This window comes from Romboutsia sp. BSD2780061687b_171204_C1 (assembly GCF_015560225.1).
Classification (GTDB): Bacteria; Bacillota; Clostridia; order Peptostreptococcales; family Peptostreptococcaceae; genus Romboutsia_C; species Romboutsia_C hominis.
The window spans coordinates 163,438-184,749 of record NZ_JADMRK010000002.1 but is presented as its reverse complement, the minus strand read 5'-3'; the positions used below and the strand labels follow the sequence as shown (position 1 = coordinate 184,749).

Genomic DNA, 21,312 nt, shown 5'->3' with positions numbered 1-21,312 from the left:
TAATTTACACAGATACAAGTTATACTAAAACATAAGTTTTATATAAAATGTATAAAAATGTAAATAAAGGTTTATAAATAAAATTAGTATGGTAAAATTTAAATATAGGAAAATAATATAAATGTAAAAACAAATTTTTATTAATTGACTGTAATTAAAAATTAGTATATAATCTATATTACAGAACAAATGTTTGTAAAAAGCGAAAGAAAGGGATGGATATAAATGAGTATAGAACAAGATAAATTAAAAGCACTTAACCAAGCGTTAGGTCAAATAGAAAAAGACTTTGGGAAAGGGTCAGTAATGAAATTAGGAGAAGCTACATCTATGAATATAGATGTTATACCAACAGGTTCAATAGGGCTAGATATTGCAGTTGGTATAGGTGGATTACCAAAGGGAAGAATAATAGAAGTATATGGACCGGAATCTTCAGGTAAGACAACAGTTGCACTTCACACAGTAGCAGAAGCTCAAAAACAAGGTGGAATAGCAGCATTTATAGATGCAGAACATGCACTTGACCCAGTATATGCAAAAGCATTAGGAGTTGACATAGATAACTTAATAATATCTCAACCAGATACAGGGGAACAAGCACTAGAAATAGCAGAAGCACTTATAAGAAGTGGAGCTATAGATATAATAGTAGTCGATTCAGTTGCAGCACTTGTTCCAAGAGCTGAAATAGAAGGGGACATGGGAGACTCTCACGTTGGTCTTCAAGCTAGACTTATGTCTCAAGCGCTTAGAAAATTAACAGGTTCAATAAAAAAATCTAATTGTGTTGCAATATTTATAAACCAATTAAGAGAAAAAGTTGGTATAATGTTTGGAAATCCAGAAACAACAACAGGTGGGCGTGCGCTTAAATTCTACTCATCTGTAAGACTTGATGTTAGAAGAGTAGATAGTATAAAACAAGGCGATAAAGTAATCGGAAGTAGAACAAGAGTAAAAGTAGTTAAAAATAAAGTTGCACCACCATTTAAGCAAACAGAGTTTGACATAATGTATGGTGAAGGTATATCTAAGGTTGGAGATTTATTAGATATAGCAGCAGATATAGATGTAGTTAAAAAGTCAGGAGCTTGGTATAGCTATAATGATATAAAATTAGGACAAGGTAGAGAAAATGTTAAGAAATTCTTATCAGATAATCCTGATTTAATAGCAGAAATAGATGAGAAGGTAAGAGCACACTACAAATTAGATGAAAATAAAGAAAATGCACCATTAGAAGATGAAATAGATAAGCAATAATAACTTAAACATACACCTCCTATTAACTTGACATGAGTTAGAAAAAATTATAAAATTAAAGAGAAATAAAATATCTAAATTTAGTTCTATATATAAATATTCTTAGATAAATATAAATAAAGGTATTTTGTTGTTATTACAACATAGATTATGAAAATACTTATAGTTTATAAACGTATATCATAGTTATGATTGTACTTTAACGATTAAAATCTTAGAAGTGACATTTTGGGATATTAACTAAAGGAGGTGGATGTCATAGAGACTGTAGTAATGCTTTTGATAGGGGCAGCAATAGGTATTATAGCTGGATATTTTGTAAGAAAAAATATATCTGAGACTAAAATTGGACAAGCAGAAAGCTTAGCCAAAGAAATTATAGATAAAGCAAATAGAGACTCAGAAACTATTAAAAAAGAAAAGCAACTAGAAGCTAAGGAAGAAATCCACAAGTGGAGAACTGAAGCTGAAAGAGAAAACAAAGAAAGAAGAAATGACTTACAAAAATACGAAAGAAGAATAATACAAAAAGAAGAAGTTCTAGATAAGAAATTATATAACCTAGAATCAAAAGAAAATAGTTTAAGTGATAAGCTTAAAAATGTAGCAAAAAAAGAAGAAGAAGTAGAAGAAATAAAAGTAAAGCAACTTGAAAAATTAGAAAACATATCAGGTATAACTTCTGATAAGGCAAAAGAGATAATATTAACTAATGCTGAGAGAGAAGTAAGACGTGAAATGTCTATAATGATAAAAGAGATAGAATCTCAAGCTAAGGAAGAAGCTGAAAAAAAATCAAGAGAAATAATAGGTTATGCTATACAAAAATGTGCAGCAGACCATGTTGCAGAAACAACTGTTACAGTAGTTAATTTACCAAATGATGAAATGAAGGGTAGAATAATAGGTAGAGAAGGAAGAAATATAAGAACTCTAGAAACTTTAACAGGAATTGATTTAATAATAGACGATACTCCAGAAGCTGTAATTTTATCAGGATTTGATCCTATAAGAAGAGAAGTTGCAAGAATAGCTTTAGAAAAGCTAATAGCAGATGGAAGAATACATCCAGCTAGAATAGAAGAAATGGTAGAAAAAGCTAGAAAAGAAGTAGATAATATAATTAAGGAATATGGGGAACAAGCAGCATTTGAAACAGGAGTGCACGGACTTCATCCAGAGTTAATTAGACTATTAGGTAGACTTAACTACAGAACTAGTTATGGACAAAATGTACTTAAACATTCTATTGAAGTTGCACATATAGCAGGTATAATGGCAGCTGAAATAGGAGCTGATATAAAATTAGCTAAAAGAGCTGGTTTACTTCATGATATAGGTAAATCTGTTGACCATGAAATGGAAGGTACACATGTAGAAATAGGTATGGACTTATTAAGAAGATATAAAGAATCTAAAGAAGTTATACATGCTATGAGTACTCACCATGGAGACTATGAACCTCAAACAATAGAAGCTGTTTTAGTAACTGCGGCAGATGCTATATCAGCAGCAAGACCAGGTGCTAGAAGAGAAACATTAGAGGCGTATATAAAGAGACTTGAAAAGCTAGAAGAGATCGCAAACTCTTATGATGGTGTAGAAAAATCGTTTGCTATACAAGCAGGTAGAGAAGTTAGAATAATGGTTAAACCTGAAAATGTAAGCGATGAAGATATACATTTATTAGCTCGTGATATGACTAAGAAAATCGAAGATGAATTAGAATATCCAGGTCAAATAAAAGTTAGTATAATAAGAGAAACAAGAGCAATTGAATATGCTAAGTAAAAAAGAGAGTAATTTACTCTCTTTTTTTATTTGTATAAAAGTTAGTATTAGAGCCCTTTATTAATATTTAAATTTTCTAATCATATATAAATTTATAAAAAATATAAAAATTTGCAACTTTTTAGTATTTATGTCAGTCTAATTGTTGTATACATTTTGTGTCATGGCACATTGAAAAAAAGGAGGAACATATGGGAAATGTATTAACATTGCCTTGGCAAGGAAGAAAAAAAGGAGAGTCTAATATAAAGCTAGTTAAAAAGGCTATAAAAGGGGACTCAAAAGCATTTACAGAATTGATGAAAGTTCATAAAGTATCTCTTTACAAAATTGCATATAGTTACGTAAAAGATGAGCAAAAAGCTTTAGATATATTACAAGAGACTACTTACAAGGGATTATTAAATATAAATAAATTGAGTGAACCAAAATTTTTTAAAACTTGGATAACAAAAGTGCTAATAAATGTAGCTATAGATTATTCAAAGAAGGAAGACAAGATAGTTTACATAGAAGAAGAAGCAAATATAGTTGAAAAAGCAAAGGAAATTTCAATAGAAGAAAAATTAGATTTATATGATGCGATAGATAGTTTAAGAGAGCAATACAAAATGGTTATTATTTTAAAGTACTTTAATGACATGACTATTGAAGAGATTTCTCAAAATATGGATATACCAATAAATACAGTTAAAAGCCATATGAGAAGAGCAAAGAAGCAATTAAAGGAAATATTAATGGAGGGCGAGATAAATGAGCAATAAGAGATATGATAATATAAATATACCTTTAGATATAGATGAAGCTATAGAAAAGGGAGTATCAAAGGCATTAAAAGAGAAAAATAAAAATCATAAAAGAAATAATTTGCCTAAAATAGCTGCTGCAAGCTTAGTTGGAATACTTACACTAGGAGCTTTAAACCCAGCGTTAGCATCTAAAATACCTTTTGTAGGTAATGTTTTTGAAGCAATAGAAAAAAATATTTACTTCCCAGGAAATTATTCTCAATATTCTACAGCTATTAATGAAACAGCATATTCAAATGGGATAGGGGTTACACTTTCAGAAGTTGTATGCGATGGGCAATCATTATATATAACTTATGTAGTTGAAAATGAAAAACCATTTAAATATACTTCTTGGGGAAATGGGAAAAAACTAGATATGAATCAATTAATAATAGAAGAAGCTTATAATAAAGTTAGCTTTAGTGATAAAGAACTAGATTCAACTGGATTTGCAGGGTTAGAAGGGAAATTTATTGATGAGTATACATTTGTTGGAGTACAAAAATATAAAATAAATGAAATAAAAGAAGAAGTACCAAATGAATTTACATTTCAGACTAAATTAAAAGTTATAGATAACTATGCTATAAATGAAGGTGATAAAGATGATGTAACTTGGGGAACTTGGGCTTTTAACATTCCAGTAAAAGTAAATAAAGAATTAAGAAATATTATAAATTTAGAAAATGTTGAAAATGATTTTGTAAAAGTTAATTCAATTTCTATAACACCTTTTGATATGATAATCAAAAATTCTTACAAAAAAGGTACGTGGGATGAATATAGAATGACAGTATTTGATGACAAAGGAAAAAAACTAGAACAATCAGAGTCTACAGCAGATAATGATAATAAAGGTGATAAAACTTATTTACAATCACCAAAAGATAGCAAAAACATTAGAGTAGTGATAGAAAAACCTAAATATAAAGAGTTAAAATCACAACCAGGAACATACGAAGAAATAGGTAGTGATGTAGTACTTGATGAAGTCATAAACTTAAAAAAATAATATAGTTGTTAAAAGAGTGCATACTTAAAATTTTATAAGTATGCATTTTTTTATATAAAGAAACAAAAATACAATATAGTACAATACTTATGTATATAAAGATTAAATATAAGCAAGAAAATTGGAAATACTAAATATGTGTAAGTTTATTATAAATAAAAGGAGTGCTAGTATGCTAAAACAATTATCAAAAAATCAGTATGTAAAAATGACTAAAGTTAATGATAAAGAAAAAGAAGTTGAATATGGAGTAGTTCTTAATAAAAATGAAGATAATTATGAAATAATGACAATAGGATTTATAAATAAAAATGGTAACTTTTTAGAATACCCTATAGAATCATACAATCTAGTAGATACCTATAATATAGATGATGCTTATTTTGATGAAGTAAAAGAAAATGAAGTAAGAAGAAAAATGAATATTTGGATGGAAGAACATTATAGACATTAAAAATTTTAAGGGGAGTTATAAACTTCCCTATTTTTGTAAAAACTATAATATAATGATACAATTTATATAATTAAATTAATATAAATTAAGAAGTTTATAGAATACATAGTAAATATAGTAAATTATAAGTTTAAATGCTATAATTATTAGTAAGCGAGGGGGAATATCAGGTGAAAAATTACATAAATATTGACTCTGAACTAGATGCTTTAAAAATAAAAGAAGTAGAAAAAGTATTCTATGAAAATATAGAAAGAGATGTAAAAATAATACCTAAAGTAACACCATTTAAAGGGATCAATACAGATATGTTATATATAAAAGACAATAAAGCGCTATTTATAAAATTTATGGATACAACAGAAGATATATTCTATATCCTAGAAGAAGACTTATTAGAGGTTATGAGTGAAGAAAATGACCTGTTAAGTTTAAAAATGAAGCAGTCTCATAGTGATATAAAATATAATTATGTTTTTGTTATGCCATATGTAGATATAGAAGAAGATTATGGATTTAGCGAATTTATATATAAACATATAATAGACAAAAGTAAACTTGAAGAAATAATGAATGATAAAAAACTACTAGATAATTACCTAGAAGAATCAAATAATGAAGTAACATTAAATTTATTTATGATGGACGTATGCCCTGAGTATTATTTACTTAATAGTAAATATCACTTAAATAAAAATTTTAAAAAGATATCTTTTTATAGTGATGACTATGAGTATAGTGCGACTATGCTAAATCAAAGTCAGCTTATTAAAAGTATATCTATAAAATATGGTGATATACTCTTAAAAGGAGCACCAGGTACTGGTAAAACAGCAATAATGTTATCTAGAGCTATAAAATTAGCTAGAATATATCCACATCATAAATTTTTAATAATAACACCATCAAAACAAGGATGTAATGAGCTTAGAGAAAAGGTTAAATTATTATATAAAAATAATAACAATTTAGAAATACATACATATAGCTCTTTTATATTTAAGCTAGCTAAAAAATACAATTTAATAATAAACTATAGTTTATTAAAAAAGGACTATGAAAAAGCTTTTGAAAACCTTATAAAGCAAGCTAAAAATATAATAAAAAATAAGAAGATGTTTAAAGGAATATTTGTAGATAAAGGCGAACAGTATTCAAGTGAGGAAATATATTTCTTAAAAGAATTCTTATATAAAACTAAACACATATTCAATGTGTATTCATGTGAGAGTTCAAATATAAGTAATGATTTAAACATATTCAAACCAAATGTAAACAATCTAGCGTTTGATGAAATAATAGAATTAAAAGATAATTATAAACAAACTAAAAGATTAGTGGAATTTGTAAATAATTTCTCTGAAAATGCAAATAATTATATACATTCTTTAAGAGAAAATAAAACTTATAATGAATTTTATAAAAGTATATCTAAAAGAGAAGAAGGTAAATCTGTAGATATAATAAAAGTTAGTGATTTAGATGAACAAATAAGCTCTGTAATATGGGAGATAGAGCATTTAGTAGAAGATAAAGGATTAAATTATAGTGATATAGGAATAGTATATCCATACAATAAAAAGAAATTAAAAAGTGGAAAAATGATATACTTCCAATATATGCTAAGAAAGGCATTAGATGAAGCAGAAATACCTTATATATGTGCAGATGAAGACTTAACTAATATGAGTGAAAAGTTTGGAATAACCATTTCTAATATTTATAATATGAGTAATTTAGAATACAAAGCTTTAGTATTATGTGAGTTAGAAATGTTATACAATCATAAAATAATAGATAGAAGTCAGGATTATCAAATAAACGATTTTGTAGGAGATTTAAATAAAGTATATTCGGCTATAAATAGAGCTTGTGATGATTTGACTATAATAACTGCATTTAATGAAGAATCTAGTGATATAATAAAACTTCTTATAGAATCAAATATATAAGTTTGAAACTATAAGAAAAACATAAGTATTTTCTTATAGTAAATAAAACATTATAAACATTATAAGAGTATTATCAGGTTTAATATGCATTATAAAAGTCTTCATTTAGATAATCAAATGAAGACTTTTATATTTATATAAAATTTATAAAGATACTATTTTATAAGGTAAAAATAAGCTAAAACTATTATACCTAGGACTATTCTATAGTATCCAAATACTTTAAAGTCGTGCTTTTTGATATAATCCATTAAAAACTTTATAACAAATACTGAAACTACAAAAGCCACTATAGAACCAGTTAGAAGTACAACCCACTCAAGTCCACTAAATGCTAAACCAGCTTTAGCAAGTTTTAGTGCACTAGCCCCAAGCATAGTAGGTATAGCTAAGAAAAATGAAAATTCTGCAGCTACATATCTAGATGTACCAAGAAGTATTGCACCTATTATAGTAGATCCAGATCTAGATGTTCCAGGTATTAAAGCTAAACACTGGAATAAACCTATACCGATAGCTAACTTATAAGTTACTTGAGAGAAATCATTATACTTAGGTTTTTTATTTCTATTCTCAAGTAGTATCATGATTATACCGTATACTATAAGTGCAATAGCAACTGTTGTAGCATTAAAGAAAGCTGCTTCTATTTTATCATCATACAAAAATCCTAATATTGCAGATGGAAAAACAGCTACTATAACTTTAAGCCATAAGCTTATTGTTTCATTCTTTTGAATAGAAGTTTTTGAACTATCAAAAGGATTTAGTTTTTTAAAGAATATGATAATGACTGCTAGTATTGCACCAAGTTGTATTACAACTAAAAATGTATTTACAAAAGTATCCGAAAAATTAAGGTGCATAAATTCATCTACTAGTATCATATGGCCAGTACTACTTACAGGTAACCATTCAGTTATACCTTCGACAATACCAAGTATTACGGCTTTAAAAATTTCTATTAAATTTGCCATTAAAAAGTTCCTCCAACATAAAATTTTAATATACTAAATTAACGTCAACTTAGAGTATACCAATAAAAATTATAAGGTGTCAACTAAATATAATATATGAAATGAAAGGATAAATATATGAATAAAATTATAGAATTAGATGATTATGAATATGAGATTTTTAAAAACTTTTCGAAAAAACTTAACCCAGCAACTAGGCATGATTACTTATCAAAAATAATAGCATTTAAAGAGTTTATAGATGATAAAGAACTCTTATATGTAGATAAAGAAGATTGTCAAAAATTTATCGATAATGTAAAAGATAACTATGCAAAGTCAACATCAGAAAAGATATATAGTTATTTACATAGTTTCTATAATTTTTTAATGAAAGAAGAATATATAGAAGTAAACCCATTTAGATATGTAGAAAAGCCTGAAGTAACTAGAATAAAAACTAAAGATGATGTGTTAAGTATTCAAGAAATAAATCAACTAGTAGATTCCATATATAAGTTAACTATAAGAGATAGAGCTATAATAGTATTTTTAGTAACAACAGGATGTTTATTAAATGAAGTAGTTAGTTTAAAATGGAAAGATCTTATGGTAGATGAAAAAGATAACCACTATGTAAGACTTGGCAAAAAAAGAAAAGAAAGGATAGTAAAATTACATCCATATTGTTTTAAGCTATTAGAGGATTACAGAAATTATTCTGGATTATCAGAGGTTATAATGCCGACAGAAGATTTTGTATTTACAACTCAAAAAAGTAATTCTATAACCGATAGAAATGTCAGATTAATAGTTAGAAAAGCGTTAGATAATGCTGGGCTTTGCCAATATTCTGCAAAAGATTTTAGACACTCTTATGCTGCTATAGCACTAAGACTAGGTGCTAATGAATCTGATATAAAGAAGCAGTTAGGTTGGAGTGATAAATACTATGCTATAAGGTATAAATATGTATTAAATTTTGTTGATAGTGAAAGTATAGATTATATGATGCAAAAAGAAAATCTTACGTTAAATAACAAATAAAATGAACATAAATAAAAAAAAACTTGTTATGGTTCGTAATATTTTATATAATTATTATATAACAACTTAAGGAAGGTGCGAAAAATTATGATAGATAAAAAATATAGTACATACCAAAACCCTTTAATAGATAGATATTGTAGCAAGGATATGAGCTATATATTCTCTCCACAATTTAAATTCTCAACTTGGAGAAAGTTATGGGTGGCACTTGCAGAAGGTGAAAAGGAATTAGGAATAAATATAACTGATGAACAAATAGAAGAATTAAAAGCTAACATATATAATATAAATTTTGATGAAGCTAGAAAGATAGAAAAAGAAGTAAGACATGATGTAATGAGTCATGTAAAGGCATATGGACTTCAATGTGATAGCGCTAAAGGTATAATACATTTAGGTGCTACTTCAGCTTATGTTGGAGATAATACAGATGTTATACAAATGGATGAGGCTTTAAAACTTATAAGAATAAAGCTTGTAAACTTAATAAACAACTTAAGAGAGTTTGCATTAAAGTATAAAGACGTTCCAACACTTGGATTTACACATTTCCAAGCAGCACAGCTTACAACAGTAGGTAAAAGAGCTACATTATGGGCTCAAGATTTAATACTAGATTTAGAAGATATAAACTACAGAATAGATAATATGAAACTAAGAGGAGTTAAAGGTACAACTGGAACTCAAGCAAGTTTCTTAAGTCTATTTGAAGGAGATCATGAAAAAGTAAAAGAACTTAATAAGTTAGTTTGTGAAAAGATGGGATATAAATCTTCTTATGCAGTAAGTGGACAAACATATACTAGAAAATTAGATTATCAAGTGTTAAGTGTATTATCTGGTATAGCACAAAGTATGCATAAAATGACTAATGATATAAGATTACTACAAAGTTTAAAAGAAATAGAAGAACCATTTGAAAAGAATCAAATAGGATCATCTGCTATGGCATATAAGAGAAACCCAATGAGAAGTGAAAGAATAGCATCACTTTCTAAATATATAATAGCAGAATCATTAAGTCCTGCATTAGTACAAGCTACTCAATGGTTAGAAAGAAGCTTAGATGATTCAGCAAACAAGAGATTATCTATACCACAAGCATTTATGGCAGCAGATGCTATAATAGAAATAGGTATAAATGTAACTAATGGATTAGTAGTTTACGAAAATATGATAAATAAACATATAAATGAAGAACTTCCATTTATGGCTACAGAAAATATACTTATGGAAGCTGTAAAAAGAGGTGGAGATAGACAAGAACTTCACGAAATAATAAGAGAGTACTCTATGCAAGCAGCTTATAGAGTAAAGCAAGAAGGTAAAGATAACAACTTAATAGAGCTTATAATAAATGATGATTCTTTCAAAATGTCTAAAGAAGAAATACTATCTGTAATGGATCCTAAAAACTTCATAGGTAGAGCTCCAGAACAAGTTGTAGAATTTGTAAAAGAATATTTAGATCCTGCAATAGAAGAGTTTAAAGAGCAAATAGGAATGACAATAGACTTACACGTATAAATTTTTAAAAGTACCATATTATATGGTACTTTTTTAATACAAAATAATACAAAATAAAAATATATAATAAAATTATTTTAAAATAAAATAAAAAGTATTGTCTTAATTAGATTTATAATGTAAACTAATAGTTAGAAAAAGAAATATATATAAACATCTAAGGAGGCAAAATGAACCACGTAGTATCAGATACAATCGCGTTTTTATCAAGAACATTTCCAAAAATATATTCAAGTTTATATTTAGAATATTTAAAAGAATATTCTTCTATAAAAAATGTTAATAAAACGCAATTAAGAGCTTTGATGTTTATCAAAAACTATGGGGATATAAGTATGACCGATCTATGTTCAAAGTTAAACATAGAAAAGGGGAGTTTAACTAGCATGGTTGATGATTTAACAGAAAAAGGATATGTAATAAGAACTAGAGATTTATCAGACAGAAGAAAGTATTTAATAAGTATAACAGACAAGGGAATGAATCTTGCATCAGATTTTATGGAAAAGTTAAGCCAAAAACTAGAAGATAAATTAAGTAAATTAAATGATGAAGATATAAAAAGATATAGGGACGCTATAAATACTTTAGAAGATATACTAAATCAAGAAAACTTCAGATAAATATATAAGAAAAATTTTATATTATGAAAATAAATAAAAAAGAGGTAAAAATTATACCTCTTTTTTTACACACAAGGAAATTATATTAAGCATCAGCAGATGATAATTGAGATTTTTTTAGTTCTACGTATTTTTCAAGTCCTTCTTTTAATATAGAAGCAGCTTTTAATAAGTCATCTTCATTTAATATATATGCAAGCCTAATCTCATCACGACCTAAGCCTTCTGTTGAGTAGAATCCTTCAGCAGGACAAACCATAACTGTTTCATTATCTTTATTAAAATCTTTTAGCATCCATATAACGAAATCTTCAGCATTTTCAACAGGAAGCTTAGCAACTATATAAAATGCACCAGTAGGCTTTTTACAAACTACACCATCAACCTTCATTAATTCATTATATAAAACATCTCTTCTTCTTCTATATTCCTCATTAACTTCTTTAAAGTATGAAGTTGGAGTCTTATATAGCTCAACTGAGCCTATTTGTTCTAATGTAGGTACACAAAGTCTTCCTTGGCAAAGTTTTAATATTTGTGCTATAAGCCCTTTATTTTTAGATGCTATAGAACCAATTCTTGCTCCACAAGCACTGTATCTTTTAGATACACTGTCTATTATAACAACTCTATCTTCTATTTCTTTTACATTACCGAAACTTGTATATGAAAGACCATCGTATACAAATTCTCTATAAACTTCATCTGCTATTATCCATAAGTTGTTTTCTATAGCTATTTTACCTATCATATCTATTTCTTCTTTCGTATAAACTGTTCCTGTTGGATTACCTGGGTTGGAAAGTAATATACCCTTAGTTTTCGAATTGATTCTTGATGTGATTTCTTCTTTAGATGGTAAGTGGAATCCTCTTTCAGCTTTAGTTGTTATAGGATTTACTTCTACATTTATACACTGACTAAAGCCATTGTAGTTAGTATAAAAAGGTTCTGGTACTATTATATTATCTCCTGGATCACATATTGCCATAAGAGTGAAAAGTATTGCTTCACTACCTCCATTAGTAATTAGTATTTCATCTTTATCAAAATGCATATCATATGTAGTATAATAATCTTGAAGTGATTTTATTAATTCTGGAATACCATTAGATACAGCATATTCTAATACATTACTATCAAAGTTTTTTACTGCTTCAAAAAATCCTTTTGGAGTCTTTATATCTGGTTGGCCTATATTTAAATGATAAACTTTAATTCCTCTAGATTTTGCATCAAGTGCATAAGGAACTAACTTTCTTATTGGAGAAGACTGCATAGCAGATACTCTCTGTGAATATTTCATTTAAACTACCTCCTATATAATTAAAATAACCAGACAATTTTATAGCCCATAGGAAATAATATTATGACGATAAAGCTTTATAGTAGATTTTCCATAGATAGCTTTAAAAAGTCAATTTATAATTTCAAGATTATAGTAGCATATATGGCGTGAAAAATCTTGTATACATAAATATAAGAATATACACAAATAGTTAAAGATATTAAAAAAGTAGCAAAAAAATGGATATATAATGTAAAATCAATAGTATAAGGCTTTTATAATAAAGAATGTATTTCTAAGAGGTGTTATAAATGAGTAACTTAATAATAGATAACATGAATAATGATAAAATAATAGTAGCAAAGGATAGGTCAAAAAGGCCTATGGATAAAGCTAAAAATTATGAAGAAGTGGAAATATACAATGAGTATGAAGTAAAATGTCCTTTTTGTAGAGGAAATGAAGAATTTATAGAGGATGAAAAATATAAGGTATGTGATAAAAATGGATGGCTTGTAAAATCTGTAAATAATAAATTTCCTATAATAAATGATGAAAAAGAAGACATATATGGCATTCACGAAGTAATGATAGATACCTATAGGCACAATGGTAATTTTTATAACATGACTAAAGAAGAGTTTATTCATATGTTTGAGATGTATAAAAATAGATATAAAAATTTAATAAATGATAAAGGGATAGAGTATGTTAGTATTTTTAAAAACTTTTTAAGAAAATCAGGTGCATCATTAGATCATCCTCATACTCAAATCATATCTCTATCAATTGTACCACCAGAAATATACAATGAAATAAATATAGCAAAGGATTATTATAATCAAAATAAATCATCTTTATATGAATATACAATAAATAAAGAAATTAAAGAATTTAAAAGAATTATATACAATGGTAAATACTTTTTAGCTTTAGTTCCTTATGCCACTAGATATAGCGGTGAGATAAGAATTATATCAAAAGACAAAATTAGATTTGAAAACATGGAAGACAAACATATAGATGAATTATCTAAAATATTTGAAAAATTATTTAAAAAACTATATAAGGTAAGAGGATATAGTCCTTTTAATCTATATATACATACACATCCAAATAAAATAAAATGTGATGAGTATTATAATTTTCATATGCATATAATACCTAGGAAATATAGTTTTGGAGGATTTGAATTAAGTACAGGGCTATATGTATCATCAATTAATCCTTCAGAATTTGCAAATAAATTAAGGTTTAATAATATAGATTGATAATAATTAAAACTGGGTAATATAAAAATACAATAATAAACTTAGGAGGAATAAATGAAATTAATATCTTGGAATGTAAATGGAATAAGGGCGTGTGTAACAAAAGGATTTTTAGACTACTTTAATGAAGTAGATGCAGATATATTTTGTTTACAAGAAACAAAGCTTCAAGAAGGTCAAATAGACCTTGATTTAAAAGGATATCACCAATATTGGAATTATGCAGAAAAAAAGGGATATTCAGGGACTGCTATATTTTCTAAAATAGAACCTTTAAGTGTATCTTACGGGTTAAATATAGAAGAACATGATAAAGAGGGAAGAGTAATAACTTTAGAATTTGAGGACTTTTACTTTATAACAGTATATACACCAAACTCTCAAAGTGAATTAAAAAGACTAGAATACAGAATGAAATGGGAAGATGATTTTAGAAATTATTTATTAGAACTAAATACTAAAAAGCCTGTTGTAGTATGTGGAGATTTAAATGTTGCTCATAAAGAGATTGATTTAAAAAATCCTAAAACTAATAGAAAAAATGCAGGATTTACAGATGAAGAAAGAAATAAATTTACAGAACTTTTAGATTCTGGATTTATAGATACCTATAGATATTTTAATGAAGATAAAGAAGGCGTATATTCTTGGTGGTCATATAGATTTAACGCAAGAAAAAATAATTCTGGATGGAGAATTGATTACTTTGTAGTAAGTGATGATATGAAAGATAGATTAGTTAGTGCTGATATACATACACAAATATTAGGATCTGATCATTGTCCTATAGAATTAGTCATAAAATAATTATTAATAAATTTTATATCATCTTAATATAATGATAGTAGTATGATTACATTAAGTCATAAGAAAAATTTATATTAAGGGGGACAAAATGAAATTATTAGAGCTTAAGCATAAATTAGAAAAAGGAGAATCTTTAGGGGGAGAGGTTATATATATAAAAGAGGATAATATATTATATGGAATAGAGTGTTTATATGAAGATAGAGAGAACGAATATATAACCTTACTAAAGTCAAAAGAAGAATCTGTTAAGGTATGTGATTTTTTAAATATATTAAATGAACTATATGCCAATATAGGTGATAAAGATGTATTTATAGGAGAAAAAGAGCTAAATAGAAGTGAAAGTAAAGAAATAAAAAGTGTAGAATTTGCTCAATACGAGCTTATGAAGATGCTATTTATAAATATTTAAATAAAAAAGATAGAGTATATACTCTATCTTTTTTTATATTTAGGTTCACCACTTAAAAATTGGCCAGTTTTCCCCATCTTATATGCTAAATCAATAATTTTTTTATCTTCACGAGTTAATGGTCTTTCAAGAAGTTTTTCAAATTCTTTGAATAGTTTATCATAATCTAATTGCTTTTTTTGACTTCTTTTAGAAGAACAAGGTGCTTTAACTGTAGTATACATATATACATCAGGAACTATACTTGGATTATATATTTTAATAAACACTTGAGAAGTATAATATGCATCATTTAAAGCATTATGATATGATTTGTCTTGAGTTAATCCTAATATATTAATAGCATTTTGAAGACCAATACTTTTTCCAGCGGGATTATTAAAGTAATTTGAAGCGTGATGTTGTATATTTATATATGATTTAGGCAAAGTTTTAGAAGGTAGACTATAGTAATTTATATTTCTATATAGCTCTTTTAAATCACCAGTTCCCCATACACAAAGCACAGGATTTTTAGTAGAAATAAATTTTTTAAAATCCTTATAAACTTGTGGAAAGGTAGGTGCATCTAAAACATCATCTATAGTGATATTAGTCATTTTACCAACAAAAGGATGAATTTTTTTGTATAGTTGAGGTTTTACATAGCTATTAAAGGTATCTATTAGATTAAAATTGCTATCTAATTTAATTGCACCTATTTGAATTATCTCAAAAGGACATTTTTCATTAGATACTGTCTTATTAATTTTTTTGTCAAAGCCTTGATTAAATTCTAAGTCAAAAACTATATATTCCATAATACTTCTCTCCTAATAATCTTATCTTGTGATAAAATGTATAATTAAATTATAAAATTACTTGTATTAATATATAAAAATACATCTTACTTTAGTATACCCTATATTGATAAAAATGTTAAATAAATGTATAAAAAACAGTAATAAGTAATATCGTGAATATGTTTAAAATATAAATTAATAAAAATATTGCGAACTTTAAAAGCTTAATATATAATAAGTATAAATTAAAATACGAACAAAACGATTTATAAAAATTAAAATATAAAAGTTTTAGGTATCGTGTATATTTTTCAGTACAAAATACATATCTTATAGAGGAGTGTGCTTAAATGCAAAAACTATTATATACAATAGAAAGAGATAATCATAATGAAAAAAATCTTAGAGATATATTAAGTAAAAACAAGCATATAAAGTTTGTATCATTAATGGGTGTTGACTTAGGTGGAAATGCAACTGATGAAAAAATACCTATGGAATTGTTTTTAGATGATATAGATAATTTCTTAGAATCGGCAGTTCAAACTGATGGTTCAAGTGTTGAGCTTTATAATATTGCTACATTAAACAATGCTAAGGTAGATTTAATGCCAGATACAGAGTGTACATGGTTTATAGATTATAATTTTGAGCATATAGATGAAGAAACTAATTTGCCTGTAGGTACCCTTAGAATACCTGCATTTTTAATACATGAAAATAAAAAAGTTTGTTCAAGGGGAATACTTAAAAAATCAGAAAAATATTTTAAAAACTCTATAATAGAGTTATTTAGGGAATATCCACATCTTATAAATAATATAGGAATAGAAAAAGCAGATGATATAGAAGATATAATACTAACAGCTGCAACTGAATTAGAGTTTTGGGTAAATACTCCAGAAGATAAGGCTGACTTAGAGAAATTATCGGTATCTCAAAGCTTAAAAGAACAGTACTGGAAAAGAACACATGGGATAATAAGAACGTGCCTAGAAAAGTCAATAATAGTACTTCAAAAAATGGGAATAAATCCAGAAATGGCACATAAAGAAGTAGGGGGAATAAATAGTTCTATAAGTATAGATGGTAAAACTAATCACGCGATGGAGCAATTAGAAATATCATGGAAATTTTCTAGCCCTATACAAACAGCAGACAATGAGTTATTAGTAAGAGAGATAATAGAAGACGTATTTACGTCTCATGGACTTGAAGTAACATTTAAAGCAAAACCTATACATGGAGTTGCAGGTAGTGGAGGACACACTCATGTAGGGGTTAGTGCAAAATTAAATGATGGAAGTATAAAAAATTTATTTGCGCCAAGAGATATGAATAAAGATTATGTAAGTGAAATTGGCTATGGAGCACTTATGGGTATCCTTAAAAACTATGAAGTATTAAATCCTATAGTAACGGCAACTAATGATGGATTTAATAGACTGGTTCCAGGGTTTGAAGCACCTGTTTGTATAGTTACATCTCTAGGTCATAGCTATAAACTACCATCAAGAAATAGATCTGTATTAGTAGGGTTAGTAAGAGATATTAAAAAACCTAAAACAGTAAGATTTGAACTAAGATCTCCAAATCCACTTTCAAATACATACTTAGTTATAGCTGGATGTTACCAAACTATGTTAGATGGAATAAAAGCAGTAGCTAAAAGTAAATTAACAACTAAGGAACTTGAAAAAGAAATATCTAAAGATATAGGAGAAGAAAGTTTTTATTTAGAAAAAAATAGATCATACAGAGATGAAAATGATGTATTTGAGTATTATACAATTGAAGAGAGAAATGAAAGATTCTCAGTACCACCAGCAACTGTTTATGAAAATATGAGAAATCTAGAAATAAATAAATCTAAGACAGACGTGTTAAAAATGGGAGATGTATTTACAGAAGCTATAATAGATTCATTTAAGACAGGTGCTATAGACAAGTGGACAAAGGAATTAAATAATAGAATAATACAAAATGATAGAGAAATAATAAGAAATTGTGTAAAATTACATAATAATGAAAATATGGACGCTTTAGATGAAGTTACATGGAATAAAATATGTGATATAAAGTTTAAAGTTATGAAAGATACATTAACTAAAAAATCACTATTTACAGAAATAAAAGAAGCTATAGAATCTAATGATTTTGAAAAAGTATCAAAGTTACAATTAGAATTAAATGGATATATAGAAGATATTCAAGCACTATATGCAGATTACAAAAAAAATATTTACTAAAGTAAAGGAGCTATCTCAAATAGAGAATAGCTCTTTTTTATATACAAAAAATTATATTTTAAGCAACTGACAAAGTCGTTGACGGCATAAAGTATTTTATCTACACGTCGCTTAGGTGAAGCGAATTTTTATAATAAAAAATTAGGAAAGTTTACTTTATTACTTAACAATAATTCTTAAATTGAATAAAAAATGTAATAAAAATGTAAAAAATAGTTAATACTGATAAATAGTTTTAAAAGGAGTGAAAAAATGAGAAAAAATATATTTATTTATATGTTAATTTTATTAGTATGTATTTTGCCATACAATAATGTACATGCATCAACAGAATTACAAATTGATAGACTAATAGAAAATGAGCAAAAGCAAAAGGAAATATCTAAAAAAATAAATGAACTAGACTTAGAATTAAAAAAAGAAGAAAGTGAATCTATAGAAGTTATAAGTATAAGCTTTTTAGAAGAAGATATGGATCTAGTAGAGGAAAAAGAATATTCATTACAAGAAAACAAAAAAGCATTAGAAAAAGAATTAGAAAATATAATGATAGATAGTATACAAATACAAAAGAGCATAGAGAAAGAGAAGAAAGAGTATTTAGATAAAAATAATTTAAGTTTTATACCTGGTATATGGCCTTTAAAATCATATTATGAAATAAGCTCTGCATATGGACAAAGAATACATCCAATAACTAAAAAAGCAAATTTTCATAGAGGAATAGATATACCTGCTCCTAAGTCTACTGAAATATTAGCTAGTGATGATGGAATAGTAGAATTTTCTGGTAGCCAAAATGGGTATGGTAATGTTGTGAAGATAAAACATTTTGATGGAAAGACAACAGTATATGCACATAACTCATATAATAGAGTTAATAAAGGTGATATAGTAAAAAAAGGACAAGCTATAGCGGAAGTTGGAAGTACAGGAAATTCAACTGGTAATCATGTCCACTTTGAGATTTTATTAAATGGAGAAACTACAAATCCTATTGATGGAGTAATAAAATAATTTAAATATATTAAAAAGGAGGGTAATATACCCTTCTTTTTAGCATAAAATAAATTATAATAAAGTAAACAAAAAACATAAGCCTAATCTATAAGATAAAAATTTAGAAAATTTAGAAAATTTAAAAAGGGATGATGCCATGAAAAAAGATTTTCTATTAGATATGCTTTGTTATATACTTTTACCTTTGGGGGTTTGCTATATAAGTGAATGGAAAAGTCTAGAGTATATAGCTATATTATTAATAGTGCCAGGAATACTTTATTCACTTTATACATTTAAAAACCAACATAGATTAAACATTACAGCAATAATATTTTCTTGCATATATATAATAATACATTTAGTAAAAAAAGATATGGATTCAAGCTTTGAAAAATATGCATATGATATATATATCCTAATAGGAATATTAGTAGTCATAATTATTAGTAATTTATTAAAAAAAGATATAGCAAGTGCTTTATACACAGATATACTAAGAGCTAATGGTCATAGTAAATATATTATAAAAAATAATATAAGAAAGTATAATCTTTATAATGAATTTAATAGAATTTCAAATATAATAAATATTCATATTTTAGCTATAGTATTTATTAAGTATTACACTATAATAAATTATAGCAACGAAAGTTATAAAATAACATTAACATTAGAGATGTTAGTAAATATATTATTTCTTATAGGAGAAATATATATAACATATAATATATTTAATCATGCTAGTAAAAAGTTAAGAAATAAAAATACAAAGGTATTAGAAAGCAAAAAAGACAATATAATATATTTAGATAAATGTAAAAAAGCTAATAAATAACAAGTGTATTACTTGTTATTTATTAGATTTAAAATACTGTCTCCAATACTTTCATTTTCTATAGTGTTTTTAAAAGATTTCATATTGCACTTCATAAAATTAAATATAGAATCAAATTTATTTGAAGCTATACTATTAAAAATATCTTTTAAATCTTCATCATTTGTATATACTAATCCAATTCCTTTATCTATTATGAATCGGGCATTTTCTATTTCTTGTCCTACCTTAGGAAGCTTAACGACAACTGGTGTTTGAGAAAGAATTCCCTCAAAAAGTGTTGCCCCTCCAGGTTTAGTTATCATTAAATCATACTCTCTTAGCAGATTGTGCATATCAGTAACAAATCCTAAAACTTTAATATTGTTTAAAGGTTTTTTTTCTTTTAATATATCATAAAGCTTCTTATTTTTACCAGTAACAATAGCTATTTCTATGTTATTACAGCTATTTTCTATAAATTCATCAATCCAATACATGAAATCTTCATCTATATCAAATAAGCCTCTACCACCACCAAGTAATAAAATTTTATACTTATTAGATTCTTTTGTCTTATTTTCAATACAAAACTTTTTGTTTATAGGTACACCAGTTACTTTTATAGATTCTGGATTAATACCTTTTTGAACATATCTATTTTTTATTTCTAATGATGGGACAAAATACATGCTTGTATCTGGATATATCCATTCGAGGCTATCAACTACATCTGTGACAACTGTTAGTGTAGGGATATTAATACTAGGGTATTTAATTTTAAAATTATACACACAAGCTGCAGCAAGAGGAAATGTTGATATAATAACATCAGGATCTACATCTAATATAAATTCAATAAGCTTAGGAGTATATAATTTATGAGCTATATCATGTTTTGAATCAAAGGACTTTTTTAAATAATAATAGTAGTTATATAGTCCAGGAACATATTTAGTATTGTTTTCATAAAGTTTTACCATTGGTTTATTCATCCTAGGTATACTAGCTGTTATAAAATTTTCTATTATTACATTAACAGAAGAATCCTTTTCTAAAATATAGTCTTTTATGGCATTTGCTGCACTTATATGTCCTGCACCAAATTGAGCAGTAAGAATTAGTACAGTCTTTTTATTATCTATATCCATTAAATTTTCACCTCTAAAAAATTACCTTAATAAGTATAATTTATTATAACCATATAAGGAAAAATAAGCAATAATAGAAGTTGATGTTAGCTTCTAAATGTCTATAAATAA

Annotated in this window: 19 protein-coding genes; 15 read left to right on the top strand and 4 right to left on the bottom strand. The window is 26.4% G+C overall.

Features of this window, described 5'->3' with window-relative positions:
• Positions 1-225 precede the first annotated feature (225 nt).
• From recA to I2H23_RS05795, 6 genes are all read left to right on the top strand, one after another.
• Positions 226-1,266, top strand: coding sequence for a recombinase RecA (gene recA / locus I2H23_RS05820; protein WP_092924796.1), 1,041 nt, complete (start codon positions 226-228; stop codon positions 1,264-1,266).
• A 249-nt stretch (positions 1,267-1,515) separates the two neighbouring features.
• Positions 1,516-3,057, top strand: a complete 1,542-nt coding sequence (gene rny / locus I2H23_RS05815) for a ribonuclease Y (protein WP_092924798.1) — start codon at positions 1,516-1,518, stop codon at positions 3,055-3,057.
• Between the two features lie 191 nt (positions 3,058-3,248).
• Positions 3,249-3,821, top strand: coding sequence for a sigma-70 family RNA polymerase sigma factor (locus I2H23_RS05810; RefSeq protein ID WP_195581283.1), 573 nt, complete (start codon positions 3,249-3,251; stop codon positions 3,819-3,821).
• Positions 3,811-4,860 (top strand): DUF4179 domain-containing protein, encoded by a 1,050-nt coding sequence (locus I2H23_RS05805; protein ID WP_195581281.1) that lies wholly within the window; start codon positions 3,811-3,813, stop codon positions 4,858-4,860. The genes I2H23_RS05810 and I2H23_RS05805 overlap by 11 nt, the downstream gene beginning before the upstream one ends.
• A 172-nt stretch (positions 4,861-5,032) precedes the next feature.
• Entirely contained in the window at positions 5,033-5,314 is a 282-nt protein-coding gene (locus tag I2H23_RS05800) for a hypothetical protein (RefSeq protein WP_092924804.1), read from the top strand.
• Between the two features lie 170 nt (positions 5,315-5,484).
• On the top strand, positions 5,485-7,266 hold the full coding sequence (locus I2H23_RS05795) for a UvrD-helicase domain-containing protein (protein WP_195581279.1): 1,782 nt from the start codon (positions 5,485-5,487) through the stop codon (positions 7,264-7,266).
• A gap of 155 nt (positions 7,267-7,421) precedes the next feature.
• On the opposite strand, the gene I2H23_RS05790 is transcribed toward I2H23_RS05795, so the two are convergent.
• Positions 7,422-8,243 (bottom strand): undecaprenyl-diphosphate phosphatase, encoded by an 822-nt coding sequence (locus I2H23_RS05790; RefSeq protein WP_166505761.1) that lies wholly within the window; start codon positions 8,241-8,243, stop codon positions 7,422-7,424.
• A gap of 117 nt (positions 8,244-8,360) precedes the next feature.
• On the opposite strand from I2H23_RS05790, the gene I2H23_RS05785 reads away from it, so the two are divergent.
• From I2H23_RS05785 to I2H23_RS05775, 3 genes are all read left to right on the top strand, one after another.
• Entirely contained in the window at positions 8,361-9,269 is a 909-nt protein-coding gene (locus I2H23_RS05785; protein ID WP_195581277.1) for a tyrosine-type recombinase/integrase, read from the top strand.
• Positions 9,270-9,356: 87 nt separating this feature from the next.
• Positions 9,357-10,799, top strand: coding sequence for an adenylosuccinate lyase (purB, locus tag I2H23_RS05780; protein ID WP_195581275.1), 1,443 nt, complete (start codon positions 9,357-9,359; stop codon positions 10,797-10,799).
• A 170-nt stretch (positions 10,800-10,969) separates the two neighbouring features.
• Entirely contained in the window at positions 10,970-11,422 is a 453-nt protein-coding gene (locus I2H23_RS05775) for a MarR family winged helix-turn-helix transcriptional regulator (protein ID WP_092924814.1), read from the top strand.
• An 85-nt stretch (positions 11,423-11,507) separates the two neighbouring features.
• Here I2H23_RS05775 and I2H23_RS05770 read toward each other — a convergent pair whose 3' ends face one another.
• Positions 11,508-12,728, bottom strand: a complete 1,221-nt coding sequence (locus I2H23_RS05770; protein WP_092924816.1) for a pyridoxal phosphate-dependent aminotransferase — start codon at positions 12,726-12,728, stop codon at positions 11,508-11,510.
• Between the two features lie 293 nt (positions 12,729-13,021).
• On the opposite strand from I2H23_RS05770, the gene I2H23_RS05765 reads away from it, so the two are divergent.
• The 3 genes from I2H23_RS05765 (at position 13,022) to I2H23_RS05755 (ending at position 15,203) form a co-directional block, all read left to right on the top strand.
• Positions 13,022-13,981 carry a galactose-1-phosphate uridylyltransferase gene (locus tag I2H23_RS05765; protein ID WP_195581273.1) on the top strand — a complete coding sequence of 320 codons (960 nt, stop codon included), beginning with the start codon at positions 13,022-13,024 and terminating at the stop codon, positions 13,979-13,981.
• Positions 13,982-14,035: 54 nt separating this feature from the next.
• Positions 14,036-14,788: an exodeoxyribonuclease III gene (locus I2H23_RS05760; protein WP_195581271.1), complete on the top strand. Its 753-nt coding sequence runs from the start codon at positions 14,036-14,038 to the stop codon at positions 14,786-14,788.
• 88 nt (positions 14,789-14,876) lie between these two features.
• Positions 14,877-15,203, top strand: a complete 327-nt coding sequence (locus tag I2H23_RS05755; RefSeq protein ID WP_092924822.1) for a hypothetical protein — start codon at positions 14,877-14,879, stop codon at positions 15,201-15,203.
• Between the two features lie 23 nt (positions 15,204-15,226).
• On the opposite strand, the gene I2H23_RS05750 is transcribed toward I2H23_RS05755, so the two are convergent.
• Complete coding sequence (locus I2H23_RS05750; RefSeq protein WP_195581269.1) at positions 15,227-16,003, bottom strand: 3'-5' exonuclease; 777 nt, start codon at positions 16,001-16,003, stop codon at positions 15,227-15,229.
• A gap of 332 nt (positions 16,004-16,335) precedes the next feature.
• Between I2H23_RS05750 and I2H23_RS05745 the strand changes: the two genes are divergently transcribed.
• The 3 genes from I2H23_RS05745 (at position 16,336) to I2H23_RS05735 (ending at position 20,071) form a co-directional block, all read left to right on the top strand.
• Positions 16,336-18,234 (top strand): glutamine synthetase, encoded by a 1,899-nt coding sequence (locus I2H23_RS05745; protein ID WP_195581267.1) that lies wholly within the window; start codon positions 16,336-16,338, stop codon positions 18,232-18,234.
• 252 nt (positions 18,235-18,486) lie between these two features.
• Positions 18,487-19,251, top strand: coding sequence for a M23 family metallopeptidase (locus I2H23_RS05740; RefSeq protein ID WP_195581265.1), 765 nt, complete (start codon positions 18,487-18,489; stop codon positions 19,249-19,251).
• Positions 19,252-19,390: 139 nt separating this feature from the next.
• Complete coding sequence (locus I2H23_RS05735; RefSeq protein ID WP_195581264.1) at positions 19,391-20,071, top strand: hypothetical protein; 681 nt, start codon at positions 19,391-19,393, stop codon at positions 20,069-20,071.
• Positions 20,072-20,079: 8 nt separating this feature from the next.
• Here I2H23_RS05735 and I2H23_RS05730 read toward each other — a convergent pair whose 3' ends face one another.
• The gene (locus tag I2H23_RS05730) at positions 20,080-21,201 is read right to left on the bottom strand and encodes an MGDG synthase family glycosyltransferase (RefSeq protein ID WP_195581263.1); all 1,122 of its coding nucleotides are present in this window, start codon (positions 21,199-21,201) and stop codon (positions 20,080-20,082) included.
• Between the last annotated feature and the right edge of the window lie 111 nt (positions 21,202-21,312).

Excerpts from the sequence above, each read along its gene's own strand:
- I2H23_RS05745 (WP_195581267.1), top strand. The coding sequence starts at position 16,336 with ATGCAAAAACTATTATATACAATAGAAAGAGATAATCATAATGAAAAA.
- I2H23_RS05740 (WP_195581265.1), top strand. The coding sequence starts at position 18,487 with ATGAGAAAAAATATATTTATTTATATGTTAATTTTATTAGTATGTATT.
- I2H23_RS05810 (WP_195581283.1), top strand. The coding sequence starts at position 3,249 with ATGGGAAATGTATTAACATTGCCTTGGCAAGGAAGAAAAAAAGGAGAG.
- recA (WP_092924796.1), top strand. The coding sequence starts at position 226 with ATGAGTATAGAACAAGATAAATTAAAAGCACTTAACCAAGCGTTAGGT.
- I2H23_RS05765 (WP_195581273.1), top strand. The coding sequence starts at position 13,022 with ATGAGTAACTTAATAATAGATAACATGAATAATGATAAAATAATAGTA.
- purB (WP_195581275.1), top strand. The coding sequence starts at position 9,357 with ATGATAGATAAAAAATATAGTACATACCAAAACCCTTTAATAGATAGA.
- I2H23_RS05790 (WP_166505761.1), bottom strand. The coding sequence starts at position 8,243 with ATGGCAAATTTAATAGAAATTTTTAAAGCCGTAATACTTGGTATTGTC.
- I2H23_RS05735 (WP_195581264.1), top strand. The coding sequence starts at position 19,391 with ATGAAAAAAGATTTTCTATTAGATATGCTTTGTTATATACTTTTACCT.
- I2H23_RS05760 (WP_195581271.1), top strand. The coding sequence starts at position 14,036 with ATGAAATTAATATCTTGGAATGTAAATGGAATAAGGGCGTGTGTAACA.
- I2H23_RS05730 (WP_195581263.1), bottom strand. The coding sequence starts at position 21,201 with ATGGATATAGATAATAAAAAGACTGTACTAATTCTTACTGCTCAATTT.
- I2H23_RS05800 (WP_092924804.1), top strand. The coding sequence starts at position 5,033 with ATGCTAAAACAATTATCAAAAAATCAGTATGTAAAAATGACTAAAGTT.
- I2H23_RS05750 (WP_195581269.1), bottom strand. The coding sequence starts at position 16,003 with ATGGAATATATAGTTTTTGACTTAGAATTTAATCAAGGCTTTGACAAA.
- I2H23_RS05775 (WP_092924814.1), top strand. The coding sequence starts at position 10,970 with ATGAACCACGTAGTATCAGATACAATCGCGTTTTTATCAAGAACATTT.
- I2H23_RS05805 (WP_195581281.1), top strand. The coding sequence starts at position 3,811 with ATGAGCAATAAGAGATATGATAATATAAATATACCTTTAGATATAGAT.
- I2H23_RS05770 (WP_092924816.1), bottom strand. The coding sequence starts at position 12,728 with ATGAAATATTCACAGAGAGTATCTGCTATGCAGTCTTCTCCAATAAGA.
- I2H23_RS05755 (WP_092924822.1), top strand. The coding sequence starts at position 14,877 with ATGAAATTATTAGAGCTTAAGCATAAATTAGAAAAAGGAGAATCTTTA.
- I2H23_RS05785 (WP_195581277.1), top strand. The coding sequence starts at position 8,361 with ATGAATAAAATTATAGAATTAGATGATTATGAATATGAGATTTTTAAA.